This window comes from Streptomyces sp. NPDC002156, assembly GCF_053593675.1.
Genome location: NZ_JBSFDA010000135.1, coordinates 1 through 21648, shown reverse-complemented (window position 1 = coordinate 21648; position 21648 = coordinate 1). Strand labels below are relative to the sequence as shown.

At 67.5% G+C, this 21648-nt stretch carries 17 protein-coding genes, 1 tRNA gene and 1 pseudogene; 13 read left to right on the top strand and 6 right to left on the bottom strand.

The annotated features are described in order from the left end of the window. Positions 1–110 precede the first annotated feature (110 nt). From ACWCRB_RS37030 to ACWCRB_RS37010, 5 genes are all read left to right on the top strand, one after another. Positions 111–611: a hypothetical protein gene (locus ACWCRB_RS37030; protein WP_451000250.1), complete on the top strand. Its 501-nt coding sequence runs from the start codon at positions 111–113 to the stop codon at positions 609–611. Between the two features lie 189 nt (positions 612–800). Further along, on the top strand, positions 801–1103 hold the full coding sequence (locus ACWCRB_RS37025) for a response regulator transcription factor (protein WP_451000249.1): 303 nt from the start codon (positions 801–803) through the stop codon (positions 1101–1103). Between the two features lie 278 nt (positions 1104–1381). Continuing rightward, on the top strand, positions 1382–3634 hold the full coding sequence (locus ACWCRB_RS37020) for a glycoside hydrolase domain-containing protein (protein WP_451000248.1): 2253 nt from the start codon (positions 1382–1384) through the stop codon (positions 3632–3634). Then, positions 3634–3987 carry a hypothetical protein gene (locus ACWCRB_RS37015; protein WP_451000247.1) on the top strand — a complete coding sequence of 118 codons (354 nt, stop codon included), beginning with the start codon at positions 3634–3636 and terminating at the stop codon, positions 3985–3987. Before ACWCRB_RS37020 ends, ACWCRB_RS37015 begins: the two co-directional genes overlap by 1 nt. A 20-nt stretch (positions 3988–4007) precedes the next feature. Then, the gene (locus ACWCRB_RS37010; protein WP_451000246.1) at positions 4008–4727 is read left to right on the top strand and encodes a hypothetical protein; all 720 of its coding nucleotides are present in this window, start codon (positions 4008–4010) and stop codon (positions 4725–4727) included. A gap of 634 nt (positions 4728–5361) precedes the next feature. On the opposite strand, the gene ACWCRB_RS37005 is transcribed toward ACWCRB_RS37010, so the two are convergent. Beyond that, complete coding sequence (locus tag ACWCRB_RS37005) at positions 5362–5826, bottom strand: GatB/YqeY domain-containing protein (RefSeq protein ID WP_451000245.1); 465 nt, start codon at positions 5824–5826, stop codon at positions 5362–5364. A 78-nt stretch (positions 5827–5904) separates the two neighbouring features. Here ACWCRB_RS37005 and ACWCRB_RS37000 point away from each other — a divergent pair, with 78 nt between their 5' ends. The 3 genes from ACWCRB_RS37000 to ACWCRB_RS36990 all read left to right on the top strand — a co-directional run bounded on the left by ACWCRB_RS37000 (position 5905) and on the right by ACWCRB_RS36990 (position 7791). Then, positions 5905–6831 (top strand): metallophosphoesterase, encoded by a 927-nt coding sequence (locus ACWCRB_RS37000; protein ID WP_451000244.1) that lies wholly within the window; start codon positions 5905–5907, stop codon positions 6829–6831. 64 nt (positions 6832–6895) lie between these two features. After that, positions 6896–7675: a Pr6Pr family membrane protein gene (locus ACWCRB_RS36995; protein WP_451000243.1), complete on the top strand. Its 780-nt coding sequence runs from the start codon at positions 6896–6898 to the stop codon at positions 7673–7675. A gap of 42 nt (positions 7676–7717) precedes the next feature. Continuing rightward, positions 7718–7791: transfer RNA gene (locus ACWCRB_RS36990), tRNA-Pro, on the top strand. A 244-nt stretch (positions 7792–8035) separates the two neighbouring features. Here ACWCRB_RS36990 and ACWCRB_RS36985 read toward each other — a convergent pair. Then, positions 8036–12631, bottom strand: coding sequence for a sacsin N-terminal ATP-binding-like domain-containing protein (locus ACWCRB_RS36985; protein WP_451000242.1), 4596 nt, complete (start codon positions 12629–12631; stop codon positions 8036–8038). A gap of 366 nt (positions 12632–12997) precedes the next feature. Between ACWCRB_RS36985 and ACWCRB_RS36980 the strand changes: the two genes are divergently transcribed. Further along, positions 12998–14641, top strand: a complete 1644-nt coding sequence (locus ACWCRB_RS36980; protein WP_451000241.1) for a PE-PGRS family protein — start codon at positions 12998–13000, stop codon at positions 14639–14641. Here the strand turns inward: ACWCRB_RS36980 and ACWCRB_RS36975 are convergent. The 4 genes from ACWCRB_RS36975 to ACWCRB_RS36960 form a co-directional block, all read right to left on the bottom strand. Continuing rightward, entirely contained in the window at positions 14571–15413 is an 843-nt protein-coding gene (locus tag ACWCRB_RS36975) for a PE-PGRS family protein (RefSeq protein ID WP_451000240.1), read from the bottom strand. The genes ACWCRB_RS36980 and ACWCRB_RS36975 overlap by 71 nt on opposite strands. A gap of 151 nt (positions 15414–15564) precedes the next feature. After that, entirely contained in the window at positions 15565–17100 is a 1536-nt protein-coding gene (locus ACWCRB_RS36970) for a LacI family DNA-binding transcriptional regulator (protein ID WP_451000239.1), read from the bottom strand. 47 nt (positions 17101–17147) lie between these two features. Then, positions 17148–17477: a helix-turn-helix domain-containing protein gene (locus tag ACWCRB_RS36965; protein ID WP_451000238.1), complete on the bottom strand. Its 330-nt coding sequence runs from the start codon at positions 17475–17477 to the stop codon at positions 17148–17150. Positions 17478–17604: 127 nt separating this feature from the next. After that, positions 17605–17862, bottom strand: coding sequence for a helix-turn-helix domain-containing protein (locus tag ACWCRB_RS36960; RefSeq protein ID WP_451000237.1), 258 nt, complete (start codon positions 17860–17862; stop codon positions 17605–17607). A 514-nt stretch (positions 17863–18376) separates the two neighbouring features. On the opposite strand from ACWCRB_RS36960, the gene ACWCRB_RS36955 reads away from it, so the two are divergent. The 4 genes and pseudogenes from ACWCRB_RS36955 to ACWCRB_RS36940 form a co-directional block, all read left to right on the top strand. After that, positions 18377–19297, top strand: a complete 921-nt coding sequence (locus tag ACWCRB_RS36955) for a hypothetical protein (RefSeq protein ID WP_451000236.1) — start codon at positions 18377–18379, stop codon at positions 19295–19297. Beyond that, positions 19294–19992 carry an ATP-binding protein gene (locus tag ACWCRB_RS36950; protein WP_329223941.1) on the top strand — a complete coding sequence of 233 codons (699 nt, stop codon included), beginning with the start codon at positions 19294–19296 and terminating at the stop codon, positions 19990–19992. The genes ACWCRB_RS36955 and ACWCRB_RS36950 overlap by 4 nt, the downstream gene beginning before the upstream one ends. Positions 19993–20067: 75 nt before the next feature. Beyond that, positions 20068–21396 carry a hypothetical protein gene (locus tag ACWCRB_RS36945; RefSeq protein WP_451000235.1) on the top strand — a complete coding sequence of 443 codons (1329 nt, stop codon included), beginning with the start codon at positions 20068–20070 and terminating at the stop codon, positions 21394–21396. A 36-nt stretch (positions 21397–21432) separates the two neighbouring features. Beyond that, positions 21433–21648, top strand: a pseudogene (locus ACWCRB_RS36940) (hypothetical protein); the annotation flags it as partial.

Genomic DNA, 21648 nt, shown 5'->3' with positions numbered 1-21648 from the left:
TATGGGCACTCAACCGGCGGGCACCGTGACATATTCACGTGCAGCCCCGCCGGGAGGGTGTCCATTCGCTTGCCCGCCCTGCGCATATCGCCGTTCCACATGGAGGGGAAATGAAATTCCGGTCGCGTATCGGCCTCACACTCGGCATGGTGCTCAGCTCACTCGCGCTCGCCGTCCCGAATTCCGCCTCGGCCGCCGCCCTGGCCTGTGACAACTTCGGCTGTGACGGCCATGACCCGAACATCCAGAGCTGGGAATCCGGACCGCTCACCGTGCACGGCCCCTACGACCTCGGCAACTCGTTCTCGTACGAGCTGCGCTGGGGAAAGACGGACGGCGACCAGTACAGCTGGGGGCGCTTCGAGTACTTCAGCGGCACGGGCGCGGGCGACTGGTCGGTGTACGTCCAGCGCTGCACCAAGGACCACTCCAGCTGTTACTTGAGACTTGGCCTGAAGGCGGGCGGGGCTTCGGGCTGGACCGCCAAGGTGGCGGACACGGCGAACATGTACGTGACGCGCACGCCGATGTATTACAACCCGTCGACCCATGAAATGCGTGCCTGCGTGGAGAATCCGTCGGGCACAGCGCGCTGCACTCCTTGGTACTGATCCTGACTCAAGCCCAGGAATTGGAGTGACAATAATCGGACACACCGCGGGTGAGATGGCCTGATTGCGACATCCCGCCCGCCCCTTTACCTCCCTTTGGTGACATTTATTCGGCTATTCATTGTCACAAACGCTTCCTAGACTGCCCTGCGACAGCGCTGCGAACGCAGCGTCACGGGGGGAGGCGAAATGACCATGACGCCAGAATTTGACGCCGATGCACCCTACATCGAACCCGATGAACGAAGAATCCTGGCTCTTCTCTACACGGGGTTGAACGACGCATCGATCGCCCGGCACCTGGGGGTGGGACACCGGACGGTGCAGCGCAAGGTGCAGCGCCTCATGGAGCGGTTGCAGGCCAACGGGCGGGTGGCCTTGGGCGCACGTGCGCAGGAACTGGGTCTGCTGCACACCGTCGGGCCCGCCTCAGGCGACGATGACGGCGACAACGATGTCCGACGGCAGAAACACCACCGGCCGCGGCCATGAGCCGGCCCATCTTCCATGAAGTCTTGTCGCCGACGTTGACGTACAGGACCACAGCCTTCCCCGGGCCGCTCTGCGCGACCGCCCTCGAACATCACCACCCGGTGTCGTGGCCGTGGCCGCCTGGCCAACGTTCCTGGGCGCAGGCCTGCTCGCCGAGATGTGCCCCGTCCGCCGACGGCTGGCGCGCGTCAGCGCGTTCGCGCCCTGTGCGCCCTGGCCCGCCCACGCCTGCCCTGCCCCTCTTTGAACCACGTCCACTTGAAGGAGAAGCCGCCCACATGGCCGACGAGATGGTTCTCCAGGCACAGAAGTTCGTCAACAAGGTCTATGGCGCCAGAATCGGCATGACCGTCGAGGAGAACGGCAGAACCGGCTGGCCGGTCATGTACGCCCTCACCCGAGCCCTCCAGTGGGAGCTCGGGATCAGCGCCCTTTCGAACAGCTTCGGCCCCACCACTCTCAACACACTCCAGTCGAAGCACCCGAAGATCAACGCGTCCACCGCGCCGTCCGCCGACTTCATACGCATCGTCCAGTCAGGTCTGTACTGCAAGGGTTATGACGGCGGCAGTATCGACGGAACGTACAGCGACCGTGTCGCCTCATCGATTGCCCAGCTCAAAGCGGACATGGGTGTCACCGGTGCGTATCCCGGCTCCGATCTGGTGCCGAAGGTGTTCAAGGGCCTGCTGAACATGGACGCCTACGTCACCGTCAACTCGGGTTCCGACACCATCCGCAGCATTCAGCAGTGGCTGAACGGGCGCTACATCAACCGGCAGGACTTCTTCATCGTCCCCTGCGACGGCCATTACTCGCGGGACGTCGCCAAGGCCATGATCTACGCCGTCCAGTACGAGATCGGCATGGCCGACGGCACCGCGAACGGCAACTTCGGCCCCGGCACCCAGGCCGGCCTGAAGGACCACCCGGTGTCCGTCGGCTCCACGGGCACCTGGGTCCAGTTGTTCTCCGCCGCCATGATCTTCAACAGGCGGTACGGGGTCTCGTTCGCCGGGACCTTCACCACCGGCCTGTCCGACGCGGTCCGCGAGTTCCAGGCGTACTGCAAACTCCCCGTCACCGGCTCGGGAGACTTCTCCACCTGGGCATCGCTGCTCGTCTCGCACGGCGACCAGTCCCGCAAGGGCGAGGCCTGCGACTGCGTCACCCAGATCACCCCGGCTCGCGCTACGGCGCTCAAGGCGGAGGGCGTCAAGTACGTGGGGCGCTACCTGTACAACCCGTCCGCCACGACCCTCCCCGAGAAGGAGATCCAGCCCGGTGAGCTGAAGACGATCGCCGACAACGGGCTGCGATGCTTCCCGATCTACCAGACCTATGGGCGGGGAAAGGAGTCCTTCGGCCCTGAGCAGGGAACCGCCGACGCAATCTCCGCCGTCAAGCACGCCGAACGGCACGGCTTCAAGCCCGGCACCCGGATCTTCTTCGCCGTCGACTACGACGCTGTCGACGACGAGGTCACCACCAACATCATCCCGCACTTCCAGGGCATCGCCGACGGCATCGAGTCAACGGGCAGCAAGTACACGGTCGGTGTCTACGGCCCGAGAAACGTGTGCTCCCGCGTGGCCGAACGCAGGCTCTCCGAGGCGAGTTTCGTGTCCGACATGTCCTACGCCTTCTCCGGTAACTTCGGTTACCCCCTGCCGAACAACTGGGCCTACGATCAGATCGTGACCAAGTGGGTCGGCTCCGGCGACGGCAGAATCGAGATCGACGTCAACATCGCCTCCGGGCTGGACACCGGCCAGAACTCCTTCGATCCCGCGCCCTCGACCGGCTCAGGGCTCGACGTCGAGTTCGACAACACCATGTGGGAAGCCCTGCGCAAGGACATCCGGGCGTACATGCAGTCCGACGCGGTCGGCGTCCCGGAGTCGAACTGGTACACCAAGTACACCACGACCGAGTGCATCGACTTCGTCCTGAGCTGGGACGACGTGTTCACCGACCTGGCCCGCCGGTACAGGATGCGGAAGGCGCTGATCCAGCTCCCCGTACTGTGGGAGATGCGTCACTACAACATCAGCAAAGTCCTCACGATCGACGACCAGTACTCCGACGCCGCCGTGTATCAGTACCACACCGGTCAGTTGCCCGACTGGTGGCCGGACGCGATCACGGATTCGATGAGGGACTCCTCCACAGGTCTGGCACAGATCTTCGGCGCCACCGCGATTGCGTCGAGGAATCTGGCGGTGGATCGCGGGCTGCTGGCTTCCACCTCCCGGCGAAACGCGAGCGATGACGCCGACTTGTTCGAGATCTGGACGAAGCTTCGCACGAACAACTCGTTCACCATGGCGACAGTCCCGTTCGTGCACATGTACCACGCCTCCCTCATCGGCGTCTCGGGGCCGACCATCACGTCATCGCCGGAGGACACCGAGAAGGTCCTGATCCGTTATCAGGGAACTACAGAAGACGCTGTGGCAGAGGGGAAGAAGCGCATGGGGTTGTACCAGGTGCTCGAGAAGTACTACGAGCCGCTGCGCGATCCCGCGTAGTGAAGAGGCCTCAGCTCTCGTCGCCGCCGGTGCTGGTCAATCTCCTCATCGGAATCCCGACCATGGCGCCCTTGTACAGCATGTGGTGGCTGGCGAAACGCCACTGGGGTGGCTACACCTCCGTTGCCGACCACTCCAGCACGATCATCGAGGTGTGCGGAGCCGACTGCGACCGGGCCGGTACAGCCACACTGACCGTGATCGTGACCGGGATGCTCGTGGTGTTGCTGGTGCTCGTGGCCGACGTGCTCGTGCCGCTGCACCGTGACCGCTCGGTGGCCGCTTGGCTGAAAGCCGCGCCGCTCGTCTTCGTCCCCTATCTCCTCTTCCAGGTCATCTCTTCGGCCACGTAGACAACCATGGAGTTACCCACGTGAGTGCTGACATATCGCGCCGCATCCTGCTCACACGCGCCACCGCTGTAGCCGGTGGGACCGCGCTGGCATCGCTCGCCGGAAACACGCTGCTCGCTCCGCCGGCCCGCGCTGCCACCGCGCCCGGCGACTCGGACCAGGACCCGGTGTCGACCGGAAGGCCTTCCCTGAACGGCTGGGAGATGGAAAAGGCCGCCGACGAGGGCGGAGCCATCTGGACCCGCCCTGTCCTTGGCACCCCTCTGGACGGCGTCCAGATCCGCATGAGCGACGTAGAGACCGTCCTCGTTCACGTCGTCCAGCGTTTCCACTACGAGGTGGACGAACTCCGCCGTGGTGACGTCATCGGCTGGCGCCACCCGGGGTCGGTACGCAAAGGCCTCGCTGAGTCGAACCTCGCGTCAGGTACGGCGGTGCAGATCCGTCCCGGCTTCTATCCCTCCGGACAGAAGGGGGGATACTTCCCGAACCAGCTCGTCATCGTCCGCGACATCCTCGCCGACTGTGAAGGGGTCGTACGGTGGGGCGGTGACGACACGAAACCTGACGAGGCCCTGTTCTACATCGACGTCAAACCGGGCAACGCGCAGCTGACCCAGGTCGCGAACAAGTTCCGCGTCTGGGTCGCCACTCCCGGTGTGGGCGCTGGAGCCAGCGCCGATCCGTTCCAGCCGAAGCGTCGTCAGGCCGCCGAACAGCTGGCCCGCCAGCAGTCCTGACAAGGAGGGCAGCAACGGCCTCCCGCGCACCCGGGCCGTCCAGCTCCTCCGGTGAGAGGCCACGGCCAAGCAGTCCTCGCTCCGGTAGGTCGGCTGCCGCAGCACCATCCGGCGCTGCGGCAGCCGGCTCGTCACCTGACGTACCCGACTTGTAGCAGCGACCTGCCGCCCAACGCTTTGGTCGTCGATGACGTTCCAACGGTGTTGCTCCGGTCGGTTCAGACACGCGCACCGGCATCTGAAAGCTCGAAACAAAGATCCCTGGCGGCCAGGCAGCTCCATGCGCACGTTCTCCGCTACTGGGCGCAGACTGCCGAGGCAATCCACGAGATCGTCACCCCGTTCGGTACGAAGAAGACGATCTCGCCGGACACCAATCAGTCGAACAAGTGGGTCCCCTTGATGCCAACCGCTACCGCGATTCGGTGCCCGAGGTGCGGCTGTCGAACTTCACACAGCGGTGGCGCAGGTGACAAGGACATCGCCGGGGACGCGTTTGTGTTCGTCCCCGGCGACTACTCGGGCATGCTCGACGTGATCTTCGGTGCCCTGGGCACATCCGCCACGCAGCCGGACGACAGCCGTTCGGTGTCGGAGCAAACCTGGCCGCTATCTGCATCTACTCCGAGCAGGCTCAGCCCGCGAGCGCGCTCTTCACCAGCGCGGCGACCCGGCCGCCCTCCGCCAGGCCCGCGACCTTCGGGTTCACGATCTTCATGACCTGGCCCATGGCCCGCGGCCCCTCGGCGCCGGCCGCCTTCGCCTCCTCGACGGCCTGGGCGACGAGCTGGTTCAGCTCGTCGTCGCTGAGCTGCTTGGGCAGGTAGGTGGCGAGGATCTCGCCTTCCGCCTTCTCGCGCTCGGCCGACTCGGTCCGGCCGCCCTGCGCGAAGGCCTCGGCGGCCTCGCGGCGCTTCTTCGCCTCGCGGGTGATCACCTTGGTGACCTCCTCGTCGGAGAGCTCGCGCTTCTCCTTGCCGGAGACCTCTTCCTGGGTGATGGCGGTGAGGGTGAGCCGGAGCGTCGAGGAGCGGAGTTCGTCGCGCGCCCTGATGGCGGTGTTGAGGTCGTCCCTGAGCTTCGACTTGAGCGTGGTCATGCGAACGATTGTCGCAGGTGCGGCGAGCGGACCGCCCGCGGATTTCCGCCGCACCTCGCCGCCTGACACGATGGGAGCATGCGCGCGCGATACGGAGTACCCCTGGGAATCACGGCGGTTGCCGCCGCCGGCCTCGCCTACTCGGTCGGATTCGAGGCCCGCTTCTTCCGGCTCCGACGTGTCACCGTGCCGGTACTGCCTGCCGGGATGCGCCCGCTCCGCGTCCTCCAGGTCTCCGACATCCACATGGTCGGCGGCCAGTACAAGAAGCAGCGCTGGCTCCGCTCCCTGGCCGGTCTGCGCCCCGACTTCGTGATCAACACGGGCGACAACCTGTCCGACCCGGAGGGCGTGCCCGAGGTGCTGGACGCGCTGGGCCCGCTGATGGAGTTCCCGGGCGCGTATGTCTTCGGCTCGAACGACTACTACGGCCCGACGCCCCGTAATCCCGCCCGCTACCTGGTCGAGAAGGTCCAGGGCAAGCACGGCCTCAACGGCAACGCGCCCGCGGTCAACGTGATCCACAACCCGTGGGAGGAGCTGCGCGACGGCTTCGACACGGCGGGCTGGCTGAACCTGACGAACACGCGCGGCACGCTGAAGATCGACGGCATGTCGGTGGAGCTGACCGGCCTGGACGACCCGCACATCAAGCGCGACCGGTACAAGGAGGTGGCCGGCGGCCCGTCGCCGTCGGCGGACATCTCACTGGCGGTGGTCCACGCCCCCTATCTCCGGGTCCTGGACGCGTTCACGGCGGACGCGTACCCCCTGACCCTGGCGGGCCACACGCACGGCGGCCAGCTGTGCATCCCCTTCTACGGCGCCCTGGTCACCAACTGCGACCTGGACACGGACCGCGTCAAGGGCCTGTCGACGCACACGGCGGAGGGCAGGACGTCGTACCTCCACGTCTCGGCGGGCTGCGGCGCGAACCGCTACACGCCGGCGAGGTTCGCGTGTCCCCCGGAGGCGACGCTGCTGACGCTGACCGAGGGCCCGTAGCCGTCGTAACCCACACAGCCCGCCCGGAATGGCCCCTTTTGTGGGGTCGCCCTAGCGTGAGGGCATGACCGCCCCGATACCCAGCGACATACCGGATCTCCCCGCACTCCCCGGCACACCCGCGGCCCTACTCTCCTCCCCCGTCCCCGCCACGGCGGTGGTGACCCCGGTGCGCCGCCCGGTGACAGCGATCTTCCGCCTCCTCACAGCTGCGTTGGCAGCGACGGCCGTCACGATGGAACTCCTCCTGGGCAATCCCTCGGAGGTCCTGAGCCGCTTCACGATCCAGAGCAGCATCCTGCTGACCCTGGTCATGACGATCTCGGCCCGCCGAGCCTGGACGGCCCGCCGCCCGCTGCCGGCGGGTCTTACGGGCGCCACGCTGCTGTACGTGGTGATCGCTGCCCTGGTCCACCAATTGCTGGTCGCGAACGCATCAAGCCCGTTCGCGGTGCCTTCTCCGTCCACGGGCCGGCACGCCATCACCAATCAGCTGCTGCATACGGCGATTCCGATCGCGGCACTGGTCAACTGGCTGCTGCTGACCGCCCCCGGCCGGCTGCACCTGCGCCAGGCGGCACCGTGGCTGCTGTACCCCTTGGCGTACTTGGCCTTCTCCCTGGCGAGAGGCGAGCTGCTCCTGCCCGGCACGCCGGGCCGCTATCTGTACGGCTTCCTGGACGTGGCCGAGCACGGCTACAAGAGCGTCCTGGCCAACGCACTCCTTCTCGGCCTGGCCTTCTACGCCCTGGCCGTCGCCCTCGTCACCCTCGACCACATCCGCCCGAACCCGGTCCACCGCCGCACGAAAACCGGATTTCGCCTGGGGCCACCGGTGGGCTAAAGTAAACGACGTCGCCGCGACAAGCAGGACAAGCAGCGACATCGGGGTGTAGCGCAGCTTGGCAGCGCGCTTCGTTCGGGACGAAGAGGTCGTGGGTTCAAATCCCGCCACCCCGACAGTGAAGTACCAGGTCAGGGGCCTGATCCGCTTAGCGGGTCGGGCCCCTGAGTGGTTGTGGGGGCCGTTTTGGGAGCCGATTGGGAGCCGACTTCATATCCCGTCTCCCAATCGGCTCCCATCACTCCGTCGCCAAGGCCGCTCGATCACTCACCAAGCACGGCGCGCGGAAAGCCGTGCTCTTCGTCCTTCACGATCGTCAGAGCGTGCGTGAGTATCAGCGCGACGCACGGGGCAGACCTCTCACACCTCGGCATCCGGCCATTGCCACAAGGTCGCGTCGGCATCCGCGTCACGTACGCCCTTCAGCTTCACGTCAGCCATGGATTCGACCTCGAAGAAGCGCAACGGATCGGTGATGATCCGCAGCGTCGGGATTCCCCTGCCCTCCTCCAGGTTCGAGGCGATGACGAGCGAGTAGTTGCTTCCCTCTGCAAGCGCACGCGTGAGTTCCGCGCTGGTGAGTGAGACGTCGGCGGGCTCTGCCCCGCCGTGAGCCTTGATCTCATAGAAATGGCCTGTTGAGTCGACGGCGTCCGCCCCCAGTCGTTGAAGACCTCGCTGGTCTTCCAGCGTCCTCCCGCTCTCGCCAAGAATTCCGGCAAGCAATGCCAGGACGGTCTTCTCCTTGTCCCGGTCCTGGTAGCCGAGCAGCCCGGAGCGCTCGTTGGGTGCGGCCCCGCCCTGGCGCGGTTGCGGCAGGGAAGCTGCACGTCGGCCTTTCGAGGATGACGCGGAGCGAGGCTGCGAGAGGGAAGCAGTACGAGTCGCCTGTGGACTACGCGCTTGTAGTTCGGCCAAGGAGACCAGCTTGCGAGGCTCAGCCGACAGCGGGATGGGTGGGGACGCCACACCAGAAGGTATGGGAGTCAGCAGAGGCGCAGGGGTCGACGGAGGTGACGGGACTCCGGTGGGTGGGTTCACCGGACCGCCCGGTTGGGCCGGAACCACAGGGCCCGAGGGCGCCGACAATTCTCGCTTCCGCAGCTGCGAGGCCAAACGCTCGCGGTCCTCATGGTCTTGCTGGCCGGATGGGACGAGCGGGGTGACGGGAGCGTCCTGCGGCCGTTCCTCCTCCCAGAGGTCACGCCAGCGGTGGCCGACGTGAGCGCGCTCCGCGGAGAAGAGGGCAGCCACGGCCAACCCGCCTCCTCGGGTCGTCTTCAGCGCCTCGGGGGCACTGACGAAGAGCGCCTTGGCCTCCCGATCGACATGTGCATCGACCGGGACCTCAATCACGTCATGGCCCTCGCCCAAGTTCAGCCGGATCCGCAGCCCCGGCAAGACTCGTACCTCAAGCTCCATAAGCCACGCCCAGTCCGTGAAAGCCTCAGCGGCGGCCGGCTCGTCCCGTACGAGAGTGTCCTGCAGGCTGGTCACCGCCCACCGGAAGCCCTCGGTCAGCTGCCGATCAGGACGAGCACGGTCCGGAGCGACGACACACGCTTCCGACGCCTCCATCCTGTGCACCTTGAGAACACCCAACAGGCCGGCGAATTGCTGCAGATCTCCGCCGGGCTGCCAAACGTGAAGGTCCTCGCCGAGCGTGCGCGCGATGGCGGGGTGGTCTACCGCGTAGACGGGCCGCTCCTTCGTCCAGCCGAGGGTGGTGCGGAGCGGCAGCCAGCGCAGCTTGGCCCGCAGGCCGAGGGAGACGGGGCCATCAGCCGAAGTGACCGTGTCTGCAAGGGACCTCAACGCCTCCAGCATCACACGCTGCTGGTCGGCCTGAAGCTGAGCGCCGGACTGAGCGATCTCCTTCAGCACATCAGCGAGGTCCTCGGGCCTCGGCTCCTCGATCCATAGAGCGTCCCAGAGCGGATTCAACTCGGGGTCAGGGATGGTGAAAGGCCGGAAGCCGCGCAGGATCGTGGGACCACGGAAGCAGTCGCTCGACCTACGCCACCCCTGGTCGGTGAGCACGAAGTCGGTGCGGTTGAAGGCATCCCGGACCTTCCTTCGCAGCTCGTTGTGGGACGTGCCCGGCGCCTCGCTCCTCAGCCGCCCCGCCAAAGCCTGATAGACGAGATAGACCTCGGCCTTGAGACGGTCGTCCACCAAGCCAGGGGCCGTGGAACGCTTCCGAAGTTCCCGCAATCGATTGATCAGTTGAGGAACATCAGGGTCTCCGTTCACCCCAAGAGCGGCCAGGACATCAACTCTGTTGGACGTGGTCTGCTGGATCGCAGGGTGCAGGTACCCCGGGTCATCCTGGCCATAGAGCGCCTGTGCGTCACGTGTGCGCAAGTGCACCTGCTGCGGAGTGCGAAGTTCGCCGCTGCTGTCCTCCAGCCAGGCCGTCTCCCGAAGGCGCCAGACCCAGAGGGCTGCCGTCTGGCCACGCACGTTCCAGCGGTGATACGCGTCCGCCGCCTGTACGTCTGCGTGTTCGGAGGAGCTGATCATGCCGGGCCTGCCAAGCGTCTGTAGCATGGCCGCCGTACGACGCCTGCGCTCCTGCGGATTCTGCTCGGCGATGATGTGTTGCACCACAGCGTCCACATCCGGGCTGCTGCGGTCGTCCAGCGTGTAGTACGCGCCCAATCGACGCAGCTCGCTCGTACGCGCAGGCGGCGACAGCCAGCAGTCACGCGACAACCCTATGCGGGAGTCCGCCTCGTACTCCTTGGTCTCCCGGCCCGGCTGAATCTCCTTGAGCCGGGGTGCGTCCGCCACCCCGAGGAGTCGAAGGAAAGCCGTACGGCTCAGCCCGCACTGCGCTTGCGACAGCAGGGTTCGGGCATATGAGCGCTGCACCCATCTGATACCGGGGGTCTTCCCCGCCGCGACGGCGAAACGATCTCCGTCCGTGCTCTCCAGCGCTTGCGGCAGGTAGGCGTGTGCGGGCTGCACCACGCACGGCTTTTCGTTGCCTTCGCGGTCGTGCGTGTAGCCGTCCAGGAGCACGGCCCGTCCGATGCCGGGGCCGAGTCGCTCACGTACCTTCTTCGATACTTCGCCCAAGCCCCGCTGGATGGCGACAAGTTGCTCGACTTCGCATGCGGTGTCACCTCCGATTCGCCTGCCCGCGCGTCCCATCCGTTCGATTCGGCGCAGTACGGCCGCGGTGTCATCACGCCGTACGAGGCAGTCCTGTTTCCGCAGCCAGTCGAGGACATGTTGGGACCACTGCGAGTTCTCCGCGTAACCGGCATGGAGATTCACGACGATACCCAGCGCGTCCAGCGGGCTGGTGCCGCGTAGCTCGTCGTCCTGGTACTCCGCGAACGCGACGCCAGTTGCTGTAGGTCGCAGACGCCGGCCATCGGCAGCAATGACGCACGGCTGGCTGCGCAGCAGGTAGCCGAGGTCCTCCTCGATGGCGACCGCCGTGAGACGGATGGTCTGCCCGATGTCGTACTCGGTGTCGTCGAGTGAAATGAGCGCGTCCCTCACCCGCACTTCATCGGCAAGTTCTGCGGTGCCTTCGCAGCGCCAGTCCGTCAGGACCTCGCGCCACTGGTGAGCACCGTCGCGGGCGCGTCGCGGAAACAGACTCGACAGCCCGGCCAGCCGGGCAATGTCCTCATCAGCCAGCACCCCCGACAACTGCGGCTCCTCAACGGCAAGCGCCGAGAGTGGCTTCGTGGTCCCGTCTGGGCAGGGCAGGGAGATCCGGGACGCCAACCACGTGCGGGAACGGTCGACCAGCGCCGCCCGGATACTGTCCTGGAGCCGGGTGGGTGACGAGGGGTCGGAAGGTGAAGGCAGCGGAACGAGGTGCCAAGCCGAAGGTTCGACGCCGCTGAGTACGTCGAGGACGGCAGCAGCCCAGAGGTCCGCGACCAGTGGGACGAGATCCTCGTTCCACCGGCTGGCAGCGAATCCTTCACGACTGACGACGGGGTCGAACTGGGCGTGCACGCGGGCCGCGGCTCTCAACTCGGCCACAGGTAGCCCCGCGTGCACACTTCCCGGTTCCGGTCCGAGCACCGGCAGCGCGACGGCGACCGGCATGGAGGCTCCCACCGCCTTGTGCCGACGGGTACTCGTGCCGTGCGGTGCGACCTGGGCATCGTAGACCCGCCACAGTGCTCCACTGGTCGTCCGGGCCTCACGGACCCGGACATCCGCTTCCTCACCGTCGATGCGAAGCCTTCGCCGATCGATCTCCGTCCAACTCAGCCTGAGCGTCACCGGCGACGTCTCGTCATCGGGTTCCTGATCGTCCGGGCAGTCGCTGAGGGCTTCGACTCGCGTCACATGCCGGAGAAAGAGCAAGGAGCTGTCGTTCCACGTCTCGAACCACTCGAAGAGCTCCGAGGCGGAGAGTGCATCGGAGGCAAGAGGGATTCGGAAGACCGTCCACTCGGGTCCCGCGAATTGCTCCGGCACCACCAGCGGTTCAACCGCCCGAATGGACAGGTCAGCGAACCGCACGTGGAAGGGGTGACAGTGCACCTCCCAGGTGGTCGCGAGGGCGCGCAAGGTCGCCAAACCGATGCCGAATCGCCCTGTGGCCTCCGCGTCGGAGGTCTTCCCGCTGAGCCATGGCAGGCCAAGCAACAGGATGTCGGCCAGTCGTACGCCCTTGCCATCATGGGCGATCAACAACTCCTCGGGGCGCCAGATGAACCGTACTTGGGAAGCCCCCATGTCATCGGCGTTCTGCACCATCTCGGACAGAACTTGCAGACGGTCCGATGACAGGGTTTCGGCGCCTCTCTGCCCTCCCTCGGCCATCAGCCGGAATACGCCGGGCCCACTCTGAAGTCCGTCTTCGAAGAGCCCCACCGCACGAGCGGCTTGTTCAACGGTCTCGACATCGATACCCGGATCCGTACGCGGATCCGACAGCAGTACTTCCACTGCCGCGATGAGCACCTCGTCCTCGTTCACCCGAATCTCCTCCCCATGGGCTGTTTTCGAGAGCGCCCCCGCGCCCAGCCAAAGCCTCAAGCCAGACGGCGCTCCGTCTGGCCATGACCGGCGAAATTGCGCCAAAAGTCAGTACCGCAGAGCCCCGAGCCGACCCTCCAGTCACAGGGCCGACCGTGCGTTGCGGTCCGCGCAAGCACATGGCCATCAGCTCACGCCACAGCGGGTAAACGACCCGAATCATCTGCTCCTGAGGCCCGATTGTCAGACCGGCATGCTAGGGCGCCAGACGCTGACGCATTCGTGCCCGTTGAACTCGTAGGTCCCCAAGACGAGTAGCCCTGTCCGGCTTGTGCCAAGGTGACCACAGACGGTACGACGATCAGCATGCACCCATGGTCTCCGTTAAACGACCGGCAGCTCGCGCTCCTCAGCCGCATCGAGGGCGGAAGCGACCCCGTCACGTCGGACAGCCCCGAGCTCGCTCTTACCGCCCGCGCGCTCAAGGAGCGGCGCCTGATCACCATGCCCAAGCAGGGCGGGAAGTGGCAGGCGGAGATCACTGACGCGGGCCGCTTCTACCTGGAGCACGGCCATCACCCGGACCGGCCGGAACCGGTTCCGCGCAAGCAGCGGTTGGCAGGTTCCGAGCAGCGGACACGAACAGCCCCTCCAGCGCAAAGGCAAGCCGCAGCCTCGTCCACGACGGAGCCGCCGCCGCAGCGCACCGCGAAGCCCTCACGGCCGTCGCCGGCGGAAGTCGGAGCGGCCTTGATCGCGGAAGTACAGCAGGCTAGACGGTTCCTCCGGATCCCGAACCCCAACGACGAGGAGCGAGCCCGCTACCGCAGGGCATTCGACGCAGCCCGGCAATGCGCCCCTGAGGGATACAGCCTGAAGTACAGCGGGCGGGCGAAGGGGGACTTCTTCCTCGGGCTGCTCAGGGTGACCGGCGAGGACGAGACCGAGTGGAACCGGATCCGGCTGGCGCGCAGCCGTGTGATCACCGATGTCGAGGACGTGATCGCCGCAGTCACTGCGGACCACAGCGCCTTCGAGATCTCGGAGGACGTCCTCCCCCGGGTGGTCTCGCTGCTCCGACTCCTTGCTGAGCAAGCCCTCGCACGCCACGGCGAGATCGCGGTGTCGAAGAAGCGCAGGCAGCCGAGGCCGCTGCTCACCGTCCACGGCAGGACGTACGAGGTCAGCTTCCGCGAGCGGCAGAAGCAGATCCGGTACGTCCCCAAGCCGCCGGGCCGCCGTACATACGACTGGCAACGTGTCACCCCGGCCCAGAAGTCCGAGCCGTCCGGTGAACTGGAACTGCTGGTCAGCCAGCAATCGGGTTCCAGCTACAGCTACGGCTGGAAGAAGGAGTGGGCCGACACGGCCAAGAAACCGTTGGAGGAGCAGATCGGTTCAGTCCTCCGGGCGTTGAAGGCTCGCGCAGAGGAAGAGGAGCGGGCTCGACTGGAACGTGAGGCGGATCAGCAGCGCCTACGACAGGAGCGGGAGCGGCAGGAGGCCGAGCGCCGGCGCCTGGAAGCGGAGCGGGAGGAGCGCGAGCGGCAGGAGTGGGAGGCCGCCGTCAGCAGGGCTTCGATCAAGGCGGTTCACGCGGTACGGGCCGAGCACTTCGGCACGGCTCTTGAGAGGTGGCAGGCTGCAGGGGAGATCCGGACGTTCTGCGCCGCTCTGGATGAAGCCGCCGCCGCGTCGGAAGACGCCCTCGAAAACGAGAGACTGCGAGAGTGGTCGGCCTGGGGGAAGGCGGAGGCCGACCGGCTCGACCCCACCCTGAGCGGCAAGGGCCTGGCTTCTCTCAACTTCCACGCGGAGCCGACGGGAGATCAGCTGCGGCCGTTCCTCGACGGCTGGCACCCACACCGGCCGGAGAAGGAAAAGAAGCCCGCTGCACATCCGGCGCCGCCCAAGGCGGAGCCAGATCCGTGGCGCGGTCTCATCGACGCACGTCAGGATCAAGGCTGGCGACATGGACCCCAAGGTCGCGCTCAATGGTGGAGGCGATGACGCCGTGGCCACGGTCACGTAGAGCCTTGACCGCCTTCTCGACCAGCTCCCCGATCCGGATGACCTCGGCGCGCAGGGCAACCAACTCGTCGTAGCGGTCGGCCTTGTCCTGGCCGCACCACGCCCGGACGGTTCGCAGGACGGCCGCCTCCGCGTCCAGCTTGCGCTCGTCCCGCCGACTGTAGGAGTACCAGGAGGGCTGGGCGCGCTCCTGCTCGATGTTCTGCTGCTTGCGGTCCACCTCCGGAAGGATCTCGTCGGCGAGTCGGCCAGCCACGTGGCGGGCGATGCGCTCGGTGATCGGCCACCCGGCAAGGCACATGCCGTGGCGGTTCTCGTACACCATGGCGTCGCTACGGAGCTCGGCCGCGTCGATGCCGGTGTGTGGTGCCGTCTCGTCGAGGCGGCTCAGCTCAAGAACCCCTGCGTCCGCCACGGTTCGGCGTAGGCGCAGCCTGTTCTTCGGGCGGACGAACCCGAGGATCATGCGAGCGGCCTCGAACTCCGTGCTGCCCCGGACGTGGCGGGAGGACTCCACCAGTGCCAACTCCGCCGCGTCGTCCGCGCGGAACGTTTCGACGTCCGCCCACGGTGCTACCAGAGAGCCGGAACTGACCCACTCCTGCAGGCCGGCGGCATCGCCTTCGAGAAACCGCACGTGGATCCAGCCAGACCTACCAGGGCCGCCCACTCGAACGATCTCCACCTGGCGAACCGCGCTACCCAGATCCTTCGGCCTGGCGCGGTAGGCCCAGTGTTCGCCAATCTCCATGTGCCTATTGAGCCAGGTCTGTTGGCCCCGTCACTGGGTATTTGCCGTAACTGCCGGAGCGAGCTGACCGCTCCATGTTGACGCTGGGCCGGTGAGGCATCGCAGGAGATGGCTGTGCTCCTGACGGTGACCGCCAGGAGCACAGCAGCATTCACCGTTGGGGCTCTTCAAGCGCATGCGACTCTCTGCGTGCCCGTAGGAGATCACCGACTACGCGGACTGGTGACGTGGGGCTCATCGCCAGGCGGGCGTCGAGGGCCGTCTCCCATTGTTCGGTCAGCCCGAGCATGAGGCGCTTACGCATGCCGGGGGTGACGTGGGCGTAGCGAGCGGAGACTGAGCCGTCGATGTGGCCCATGCGTTCGTCCATGAGGACCTTCTCGGTGCCGAGGTCCTCCATCACGGTCCGGTGGGTGTGGCGAAGGCCGTGGGGCGTGAGGCCCTTGGCGATGGGAAGCCAGCAAGCGTCGGCCCGCTCACTGGCGCCGCGTCCTCGGGCCGGGACGCCGGGCCACGGCTCGCCGAGCAGCGGGACGGGGCGGGTCTCTTGCGGTGCCTTCCTCGGGTACCAGCCGGAGACGGCCGGAGTGAACAGCCATGTCGCAAAGCCGTTTCGGCGCCAGTGGGCTGCGTGCTGCGACACCGCGCCGCCCCGCACGAACCCCAGGTCCACGATGGCCTGCTCCACCCTCACCCGCTTGGCCTCGGTGACGCGGTCGGGGTGGTTGAGGACGTTGGACACCGTGCCCGTGGAGACTTCGGCACGGCGTGCGACGTCGATGAGCTTCGCGCCCTGGTGGCCGTCGGTGCGGGCCGCGCCCTGTCCCTGGAAGACGTAGGTCTTACCGTGACACGGGCAGGCTTTCGGCTTCGTACGGGCGACGTGGTTGGCGACCAGAGCCGACAACCAGTCCATCGCATCGATCTTGCGGTAGCTGTCGTCCTTGGGCGGACAGCGCACCAGCTCGCCGGTGTCGAGTTCGTACAGCTGCCACTCGACACGGACGGAGCCTGGGCGGGCGAACTCCGTCTCCAGGCCGACAATTTCGCCCCAGCGCATGCCGGTGTACCCCTTGAGGACGACAGCGACGAACTCGTCGTCGCGGCCGGAGAGCAGGGCGGCCCGTTCGGCAGTCAGCAGGATGCCGAGCGGGTCAGTGATGACCTTCTCCGGGCCGCGGTCGCGGGAGCGGCCGGCGCGCTTGCCGCGTCCGCGCCGCCTGGTCGATGGGTTGGACGTGATCAACCCCTCGTCGATCGCGTCCTCGAAGATCAGGTGGAGCGTCGAGCGCCAGGTCTTGACGCTGGAGGCCGCGTACACGGCCTTCTCCTTCTTCTCCCACAGATCGACGTCCGTGCGCAGGACGCCGGCGAGCGCCTTGTCCTCGAAGTCGGGGAGCAGGTGCTCCTCGATGTGACGCTTGTAGTTCTGCATGGTCGAGGCGGCCAGGTCCTGGGCCGCGTACCAGCGGTTCGCGTACTCGCCGAAGGTCTCCTGGCCAAGCGACGGGTCGCGCCAGTCACCGCGCCGGTACTTGTTCTCGGCCTCGCTCGCGGCGCGCTGGGCCTCGCCCTTGGTGGCGAACCGGATCGCCTTGCCGTTCTCGTCGGCGACCGTGAGGTGCATGCCGGGCGCGGTCTTGTATCGGCCGCGCCAGTAGTTTCCACGCTTCTCCGCGAAACCCAACTTCCGTCTTCCTCCTTGCTCTTGCCTCGTGGCTGGGTACGGGCGCGCTACACGACGGTCTCGTACTGGGTCCGGCGCGGCGGCCGGGCCCGCAGATGCCCCGTCGTCGCGGCCGTAGTCGGCCGAGAAGGCTGGGCGGCACGAGTTCGTGCAGCGGGAGGACTTGCTACTGCTAGACCGGTCGGCGCACTGCTGAAGGATCGCTTCGGGCGCTCTTCGTGGAGGCGGACGATCTCGGCGAGGTGTGCGGCGGTGAAGCGGTAGGCGCGGCCGACGCGGGTGTGCGGGATGAGGCCGCGCCGAGCACGGTCCTTGACCCACCAGGCGGAACAGCCGAGGGCTTCGGCGATTTCTTCGGGACGGTAGAGACGGGGCAAGGGGGCTCCGCCCTCGGTGCCGGGAAAGCGGCGCACGAGGGCAGGGGGTATCTCGGAGCGGTGCAAGAAGGGCGGGTCCTAACTCGGTTGGGGGGCGTGCTCGGTCAGCGGTGCTGAGCGGGCCTCGTCACGTGGCGGTCGGCCCCTGCAGCAGCACGAGAGGCGAGACGAGGAGGGCTTCGGCGATCACGACGAGGTCGTCGACGTCGCAGCGGCGTTGGATGCGTTCGATGCGGGACAGCGTGGTGTTGGACATCGGGTGGCCGAGCGCGGTCACGCGGCCGGCCAACTGGCGTTGCGACAAGCCGCGTTCGGTGCGGAGGATTTCGATGGTGCGGGCCGCGCGTATTCCTGCGGGTCCGATTTCCAATGGGCGTGCTGGCATGGCTCCAATTGAAGCGTCCATTCGCCGGTTTGGTTAACCGGCGATCGTGGTCTATGTTCCGCTCTCGCAGTTCACTGCGAAGCGGTCTCCCGGGGGCAGGAAGGGTCGAGGACCGACAGGCCGATCGACGTCCCGAGGGCGCTCTGACGTGGGGTGTTGTGTTGTAGCTTCCCCGTCGACGGCACGTCAACGGCTTCCCGATGTGACGCTTCTGGCTCGGCGTCCAGGGCAACTATTTCGTCAACGGCCGATCGTGTCCTACAGTTTTAGGACCTCCCCTTACCGCCTGCCTTTCGGCAGCCTTTCTGCCCGAAGAGATTGCGCGGGATAGGGCTGGACTTGCGCAGCTTGGGTGTGGCTATGTTGACGACACCCCCGGAAAGCGCGAGCGGCCATCAGCGCGCCCCGCGCCGCCGGCCGGTCAACTCCCCTGCCCCTGACGCCCGTACCGCCACGATCGACGGTGAGCCGTGGGTGCTCACCCACCTGCAACCGAGTGAGGACCGCCCCCCTCTTGGCACGAATCCGCACCATCAAGCCCGAAGCCTTCGTCTCCGAGTCCCTGGCCGCCGTCACCCTGACCGCCGAGCGCACCTTCCTCGGCCTGCTCACCCAGGCCGACGACCAGGGCCGCCACCGCGATCACGCCGCGATCGTCGCCGGACAGTTGTGGGTCCTGCGCCCCGAGCACACCCCGTCCGATGTCGAGACGGACCTCGCCCAGCTCTCCGACGCCGGGCTGATCTGCCGCTACAAGGGGCCGGATGACAAGCGGTTCCTGCACATCGTGACCTGGCATCAGCATCAGAAGATCAACCGGCCCAGCGTGAGCCGCCTCCCCGGCTGCCCGCACCACGACGTTCCGGTCGGAGCCAATCCGAGCGCAGCCGGGGTCGGCGTCACGGAGCCCTCACTGCCATCTCACGGAGCCCTCCGTGCGGGCACACCGGAGATACCCAAGGCCGCACTGAATCCGGGCACCGATGAAGAACCCGCAGGTCAGGGCAGATTCACGCAATCCTCCGTGAAGGCTCACGGAGGACTCCCGGAGCCGTCGGTGAAGCCTCACTGCCCGGATCTAGGACCTAGGATCATGGATCTAGGAAGTACTCCTTCGGGGGGCGCAAGCGCCCCAGCGCCCGACACGGTCTCGGCGCAGCAGCTCATCACCGAGTACGTCGCGGCGTGCAACCACCGCCCGCCGGGCGACTTCCTGGGCCATCTGGGCCGACGGGTGCGCAAGCTGCTCGACGAGGGCGTCGCTCCCGCCCACCTCCGAGCCGCGCTCGAACGCCACCGGGCCAAGGGCATGCACCCCAGCTCCCTGCCCAGCCTCGTGAACGAGGTCATGAACGCCACGCCCAACACCCCTGCCGTGCACCGGCCGTGGACCAACCCCACCGATGTCGCCGCCGCCTACGGAGGTGAACTCTGACCGCCACCCTCACCCGCGAGCCGCTCCCCGTCGGCCCGCTCGCCGACCGGCTCAACGGGATCCTGGCAAGCCGTGGCATAGATCCCGCCACCACGGCCGCGGAGCCGCCGGCCGAGCCCGTCACCGCCCTGGAACTCGCGGACGCCCGCATCCCCGCCCGCTACCGCCGCGCCCTGGCCGACCACCCCCAGATCACCGCCTGGGCCGACCACATCTCCGGAGCAGGACGCCCCGGACCCGGCGGACCGGGCATCGCCGAAGGCCCGTCGCTGCTGATCGCCGGCCCCACCGGCACCGGCAAGACCTACCAGGCGTACGGCGCCGTACGCGCCCTCCTGCGCCGAGGCGTCCGCCTGCGCTGGGAAGCCACCACCACCGCCGACCTCTACGCCCGCCTGCGCCCCCGCGCCGGCCACGACGCCGAACGCGACCTGCAGACGCTGGCCCGCTGCCCGCTGCTGCTCATGGACGACCTCGGCGCGGCCAAGACCAGCGAGTGGACCGAGGAGCTCACCTACCGGCTGATCAACCACCGGTACGAGCACATGCTCCCCACCCTCATCACCACCAACCTGCCGATCCCCGAGCTGCGCACCGCGCTCGGCGACCGCGTCACCTCACGCCTCGCAGAGATGACCGAACGCGTCGTCCTCACCGGCCCCGACCGACGACGCCGCACCGCGCCCACCGTCTGACCGGCCCGCGCTCACCTCACCCCATCCCCCTCGCATCACCGCCCACACTCACGCCTGCCCTCGGAGAGCCTCTGCATGACATCAGGCCCCACAACGCCCCTCAGCCTCGAAGACACCGGCATAACCTTCCTGCCGCACTGGCTCCCTGCACCGGCGGCTGCCGCAATCCTCCTCGTGGTCGCCCTGGTCGCCGGATGGGCTCTGTGGCGGCGCGTCCGGAAGTCCGTCGGGCAGGGACGTAGCTCTGCCGCGGTGCGGGTTGCCGCTGTCGCCGCGATCGGCTGCACCGCCTACAGCGCGGACACCAGCTGGCGCTTCGCCGCCGACTACCTCGACATGGGCAGCACCATCGAACGAGCCGCGATGTTCGCCGCCGCCGAACTCGCCCTGTTCGCCACCGCCCTGCTCGCCCGGCAGAACCTCAACGGCCCGAAGCAGGCACCCGGTCTGCCCGGCACCCTCACCTGGGTGATCACCGCCGTGCAGATCCTGCCCGCCTACGCTGAATCCGGGCTGGTGGGCGGAACGGTGCGGGCGTTCGTCGGCCCGGTCATGGCGGCCATGCTCTGGCACCTGGCCATGGGCATCGAACTGCGCCACCGCAGCCCACACGCCGACTCCCGCAGCCTGGCCTCCGTCCTCGCCCGACAGGCGCGCGAACGGCTGCTGGCCCGCCTGGGGATCGCCGACCGGGACGCGGACGCCGCCCGGATCATCCGCGAGCGTGCCCTCGACCAGGCCGTCACCCTGATCCTCCGGGCAGAGGCGATGACACCGGGGCAACGAGCCAAGCGGCGAGGCCGGCGCCTCACCCGCCGCCTGCACCAGGCCCTGGAGCAGGCCGACATCGACCGCGACAAGCGCCAGGACGAGCTGCTACTGCGCAAACTCGCCACCCGCCAACAGGTGCTCACCCTGGCCGCCATCCCGCTGCCCGCCCGCTGGCCCGCCTCCACGCCGGACCCGACCGGCGGCTCCGTGACCGCCCGCCCGCGCGCCATTACAACAAAGCGGGCAGAGAAGCCGGGCCGCCCGCCCGAGAGCGATACGGGCGACGACACCATCGACCGGGCAGCCCGCCCGGAGCCCGAAAACCGCCCGCAACAGCCCGCCCGTACCGCCACCAGCCCGGAGCCGATGCCGGGCAAGGAGCCGCCGGATGCCGTTCCGGGCAAGGCCGCGCGGGCAAAGCCAAAGCGCCCGAAACCCAAACCGCGCGCGACACGGGCCCTCCTCACCGAGTACGCCCATCGCATCCACGGCGAGACCGGACGTCTCTCCCGCGACCTCCTGGAGGACACCGTGCGCGAGGACGGCTACAGCGTCGCCAGCGACACCGCCGGGGAGGTCGTGCGCGCCATCAAGGCCGACCCGAAGGCCGCTCGCGCCAGCCACCCCCACTGAGCCCCTCCACCCACAACACCCAAGGAATACCGCCCAATGCACGACTCGCACCACGAACTGCCCATCGGCCAAAAGGAGATGACCACCGCAGCCCCAGACGGAGCAAGTTGGAGGTCCGGACACTCCCCCGCAGGGGGAGCGCCCGAACCCGACCCCGCCCCGGGGGTGGCGGGGTCCGTCCACACGACCCCCTCCGCGGAACGACAACGCCGCCGCTGGGCAACACAGGTGGACGTGGCGGACGTACTGGCA

Excerpts from the sequence above, each read along its gene's own strand:
- ACWCRB_RS37030 (WP_451000250.1), top strand. The coding sequence starts at position 111 with ATGAAATTCCGGTCGCGTATCGGCCTCACACTCGGCATGGTGCTCAGC.
- ACWCRB_RS37025 (WP_451000249.1), top strand. The coding sequence starts at position 801 with ATGACCATGACGCCAGAATTTGACGCCGATGCACCCTACATCGAACCC.
- ACWCRB_RS37020 (WP_451000248.1), top strand. The coding sequence starts at position 1,382 with ATGGCCGACGAGATGGTTCTCCAGGCACAGAAGTTCGTCAACAAGGTC.
- ACWCRB_RS37005 (WP_451000245.1), bottom strand. The coding sequence starts at position 5,826 with ATGACCACGCTCAAGTCGAAGCTCAGGGACGACCTCAACACCGCCATC.
- ACWCRB_RS37000 (WP_451000244.1), top strand. The coding sequence starts at position 5,905 with ATGCGCGCGCGATACGGAGTACCCCTGGGAATCACGGCGGTTGCCGCC.
- ACWCRB_RS36995 (WP_451000243.1), top strand. The coding sequence starts at position 6,896 with ATGACCGCCCCGATACCCAGCGACATACCGGATCTCCCCGCACTCCCC.
- ACWCRB_RS36980 (WP_451000241.1), top strand. The coding sequence starts at position 12,998 with ATGCACCCATGGTCTCCGTTAAACGACCGGCAGCTCGCGCTCCTCAGC.
- ACWCRB_RS36975 (WP_451000240.1), bottom strand. The coding sequence starts at position 15,413 with ATGGAGATTGGCGAACACTGGGCCTACCGCGCCAGGCCGAAGGATCTG.
- ACWCRB_RS36960 (WP_451000237.1), bottom strand. The coding sequence starts at position 17,862 with ATGCCAGCACGCCCATTGGAAATCGGACCCGCAGGAATACGCGCGGCC.
- ACWCRB_RS36945 (WP_451000235.1), top strand. The coding sequence starts at position 20,068 with ATGACATCAGGCCCCACAACGCCCCTCAGCCTCGAAGACACCGGCATA.